The organism is Labrys miyagiensis, from assembly GCF_030160835.1.
Taxonomy (GTDB): domain Bacteria; phylum Pseudomonadota; class Alphaproteobacteria; order Rhizobiales; family Labraceae; genus Labrys; species Labrys miyagiensis.
Genome location: NZ_BSPC01000003.1, coordinates 1 through 4,540 on the forward strand (window position 1 = coordinate 1; position 4,540 = coordinate 4,540).

Genomic DNA, 4,540 nt, shown 5'->3' on the forward strand with positions numbered 1-4,540 from the left:
CACTAGGTTCGTAAAGGCTCTTAAGTGAACCGCATTAGGTCGAAAGACCGGCCTTCTGATGCTTCAGTCCGCTCCAAGCGGGGTATCAGGTTCGCGCTCCGGCGGCTTGGGCTTTGCGACCCTTACCTTCTTGGCCGGCGCCTTGCCGCCCTCGGCCACCACGGGTTCGGGCTTGGGCTCGGCCGGGCCCGCTGGATATTCGAAGCCGAGTTCTTGCTTGCCGTCGTCCTTCTTGACGACGGTGACACGCACCAGGCCACCCGACTTCAGGCGACCGAACAGCACCTCGTCCGCCAGCGGCGTCTTGATGGCCTGCTGGATCAGGCGGGCCATCGGGCGGGCGCCCATGAACTCGTCATAGCCATTGGCCACCAGCCAGGTGCGGGCGTCGTCCGCAAGCTCCACCGTGACGTGGCGGTCGGCAAGCTGCACCTCGAGCTGGGCGATGAACTTGTCGACGACCTGCGTGACGATCTCCTGCGACAGATGGTCGAAGGCGATGGTGGCGTCGAGACGGTTACGGAACTCCGGCGTGAACAGCCGGTTGATCGCTTCCAAGTCGTCGCCCTCGCGCTTGGACTGCGTGAAGCCGAAGGCCGACTTGGCGAGATCCGCCGCGCCCGCATTGGTGGTCATGATCAGGATCACATTGCGGAAATCGACGGCCTTGCCGTTGTGATCGGTCAGCTTGCCGTGATCCATCACCTGCAGGAGGATATTGAAGAGGTCCGAATGGGCCTTCTCGATCTCGTCCAGCAGCAGCACGCAATGCGGGTTCTGGTCGATGCCATCGGTGAGCAAGCCGCCCTGGTCGAAGCCGACATAGCCGGGAGGCGCGCCGATCAGGCGGGAGACCGTGTGGCGCTCCATATATTCCGACATGTCGAAGCGCAGCAGCTTGATGCCGAGCACCTCGGACAGCTGGCGCGCGACCTCGGTCTTGCCGACGCCGGTGGGGCCGGAGAACAGATAGTTGCCGATCGGCTTCTCGGGATCGCGCAAGCCGGCACGGGCGAGCTTGATCGCCGCCGAAAGCTGCTTGATCGCCTTATCCTGGCCGTAGACGACACGCTTGAGATTGGTCTCGAGGTTCCGAAGCGTCTCCGTATCGTCCTTCGACACCGACTTGGGGGGGATGCGGGCCATCGTCGCAATAGTGGCCTCGATCTCCTTCACGCCGATTGTCTTCTTGCGGCGGCTCTCGGCCACCAACATCTGCGAGGCGCCGGTCTCATCGATGACGTCGATCGCCTTGTCGGGCAATTTGCGGTCATTGATGTATTTGGCCGACAGTTCCACCGCCGCCTTGATGGCTTCGTTGGTGTAGCGCAGCTTGTGATAGTCCTCGTAATAGGGCTTGAGGCCCTTGAGGATCTCGATCGTGTCGGGAATGGAAGGCTCGGCGACGTCGATCTTCTGGAAGCGGCGCACCAGAGCGCGGTCCTTCTCGAAATACTGGCGGTATTCCTTGTAGGTGGTCGAGCCGATGCAGCGCAGGGCGCCGGCGGCAAGAGCCGGCTTCAACAGATTGGACGCATCCATCGCCCCGCCCGAGGTCGCCCCCGCGCCGATCACGGTGTGGATCTCGTCGATGAACAGGATCGCGCCCGGATAGGCCTCGATCTCCTTCACCACCTGCTTCAGGCGCTCCTCGAAATCGCCGCGATAGCGCGTGCCGGCAAGCAGCGTGCCCATGTCGAGCGCGAACACCGTGGCGCCGCGCAGCACTTCCGGCACATCGCCCTCAATGATGCGGCGGGCAAGGCCTTCGGCGATCGCCGTCTTGCCGACGCCGGGGTCGCCGACGAAAAGCGGGTTGTTCTTCTGGCGGCGGCACAGCACCTGGATGGTGCGCGTGATTTCCATGTCGCGCCCAATCAGGGGATCGATCTTGCCGTCGCGGGCCTTCTTGTTGAGATTGACGCAATAGGCGTCGATGGCGTCCTGCTTCTTCTTGGACGGATCCTCGCCATTGTTGCCGGGCGCCTTGGCGCTTTCGCCCTCGCTCTCGTCGGCGCCGCGCGGGGGCTTGGCTTCCGAGAGGCCCGGACGCTTGGCGATGCCGTGCGAGATGTAGTTCACGGCGTCATAGCGCGTCATGTCCTGCTCCTGCAGGAAATAGGCAGCATGGCTCTCGCGCTCGGCGAAGATGGCCACCAGCACATTGGCGCCGGTGACTTCCTCGCGGCCGGAGGATTGGACGTGAATGACGGCGCGCTGGATCACGCGCTGGAAACCGGCCGTCGGCTTGGCGTCGTCGCGCCCGTCCGAAACCAGGTTCTCGAGCTCGGTGTCGATATATTCGACGAGGTTGCGCCGGAGAATGTCGAGATCGACATTGCAGGCGCGCATCACCGCGGCCGCATCCTGATCCTCGATCAGGGAGAGCAACAGATGTTCCAGGGTCGCGTATTCGTGGTGGCGTTGGTTGGCAGCCGCCAAAGCGCGATGGAGGGACTGTTCGAGGTGTCTTGAAAAGGATGGCACGATCAGTTCCTCACTTTTCTTCCATGACGCATTGCAGCGGATGCTGGTGCTTACGTGCAAAATCCATAACTTGTGTCACTTTGGTCTCGGCGACCTCATAGGTGTAGATGCCGCACTCTCCCACACCATTGTGGTGAACATGCAGCATGATGTGGGTGGCGCCGTCCCTGTCCTTGTTGAAGAAACGCTCCAGCACCTCGATGACGAATTCCATCGGGGTGTAGTCGTCGTTCAGGAGCAGGACACGGTAGAGTTTGGGGCGTTTGGTGACGGGCTTGGTCTTGGTAATGACGGCAGCGCCTGTCCCGTCGCCGCCCCCCGGGGCCCGCGGCTCGCGTGCCATGCCGATCAGGACGCCCTCGTCCCGCGCGGCCATTTTCTTAGATTTAGAAATTGGTGAATCTTCCATTTCGACAACCGCAATCTCTGCAGCCTAACACGATATGCGCGGGGGAAAAGAGCTTCCATTGCCTCAATTTAGGATCACCCCCCGTATTTCGCTAGTGCAGCAAGCTGCAATTATAGGCGCCCAAAGCTGAACGCGTCGTGAAATCCGTTGGTTCGAAGGCCCCCTGGCTTTTCGGCCGGAGTGCGACCAAAATGCCGCAGGAAGGGATAATCTTCGAGCACGATCGCAGCCGACACTTAACCGATCCGTAACCGCGTCCTTCTAGGTTTGTTGACTGTGTCGTTCCTGCACGGCACGGCGTGATCAGCCCCTTGTTCTTGGGACAAAGGGATAAGCCCCGAAACGAAGGGCGAGCATGGCCGCCGGCCAAGCAGGGACAGGTAAGTGGACGGCGTCTTTTGCGCCGGTGAGTATTGGGGACTTTGCATGCTATCGCGATGGATCGGGGGCGGATTTGCCCGGACCACCACAATGGTTGCAGCCGGCATTGTAGCATTCACGGCGACAATGACCCTTCATCCTGGAGACGCGGACGCCCGGCGCCGCGTGCATCATGCAACGACCCAGAGCAAGTCTGTAAAGCACCTGCGCGGCAAGCGGGTGCGTGCGGCGGCTCAGTCAACGGGCGGGCTGCCCGCGGACATGATGAACAATCCGCGCTATGCGGCGATCGTGGTCGACGTCAAGACCGGACGCACGCTCTATGAGGCGGCGCCTGAAGCCCTGCGCCATCCCGCCTCCATCACCAAGGTGATGACGCTCTATCTGTTGTTCGAGCAGCTCCAGGCCGGCCGCCTTACCATGGCGACCCCCCTGCCCGTCTCGGCCCATGCCGCGTCCCAGTCGCCCACCAAGTTGGGCCTGCGCGCGGGGCAGACCATCCGCGTCGACGACGCCATCAAGGGCATCGTCACCCGCTCGGCCAATGATGCGGCCGTCGTCGTCGCCGAGGCGCTCGGCGGCAGCGAGGGCAATTTCGCCCAGATCATGACCCGCAAGGCCCGGGCGCTCGGCATGATCAGGACGCAATATGTCAACGCTTCCGGCCTGCCCGATGACCGGCAGATCACCACCGCACACGACATCGCCATCCTCGGCATGGCGATCCAGAAGCGCTTTCCGGCCTATTATCGCTTCTTCGCCACCAAGAGCTTCGTCTTTCGCGGCCGCGAGATCGGCAGCCACAACCATCTCCTGGGCTCGGTGGACGGTGTCGACGGCATCAAGACCGGCTATACCACGGCCAGCGGCTTCAACATCCTGACCAATGTCCGCCGCGACAACCGCCAGCTCATCGCCGTGGTCATGGGCGGCCGCAGCGCCGGCTCGCGCGACGTCGTGGTCCGCCGCCTGATCGATGCCTACATGCCGTCCGCCTATGCCGGCGCGGCCGACCGCTCGGTGCCGCAGGCTCAGATCGCCCAGGCCGATGACGAGGATGCCGGCGCCTCTTCCGTCGCCATGGCGCCGCAGCGCCTGCCGACCGTGCGCCCGGCCGTCGTGGCCGAAGCGCCGAAGACGCGCCTCGCAGCACCCGTCGCCGCGCCCCTGCCGCCGCAGACGGTCGGTGACGACCAGGTCGACGCCGAGGCCGCTCCCGCGCAGCAGCCCCGCCCGCAGGTCGTGCCGGCCAAGCCCGCCATT

The 4,540-nt window shown here is 63.4% G+C and carries 3 protein-coding genes; 1 reads left to right on the top strand and 2 read right to left on the bottom strand.

Annotated elements, in window-relative coordinates:
• Positions 1 to 63: 63 nt before the first annotated feature.
• Together clpA and clpS are read right to left on the bottom strand one after the other, a co-directional pair.
• The gene (gene clpA / locus QQL24_RS00190) at positions 64 to 2,487 is read right to left on the bottom strand and encodes an ATP-dependent Clp protease ATP-binding subunit ClpA (RefSeq protein WP_284309854.1); all 2,424 of its coding nucleotides are present in this window, start codon (positions 2,485 to 2,487) and stop codon (positions 64 to 66) included.
• Between the two features lie 10 nt (positions 2,488 to 2,497).
• On the bottom strand, positions 2,498 to 2,830 hold the full coding sequence (gene clpS, locus QQL24_RS00195) for an ATP-dependent Clp protease adapter ClpS (protein ID WP_284309856.1): 333 nt from the start codon (positions 2,828 to 2,830) through the stop codon (positions 2,498 to 2,500).
• A gap of 573 nt (positions 2,831 to 3,403) precedes the next feature.
• On the opposite strand from clpS, the gene QQL24_RS00200 reads away from it, so the two are divergent.
• A partial coding sequence (locus QQL24_RS00200) for a D-alanyl-D-alanine carboxypeptidase family protein (protein ID WP_284309855.1) occupies positions 3,404 to 4,540 on the top strand: 1,137 nt, incomplete at its 3' end.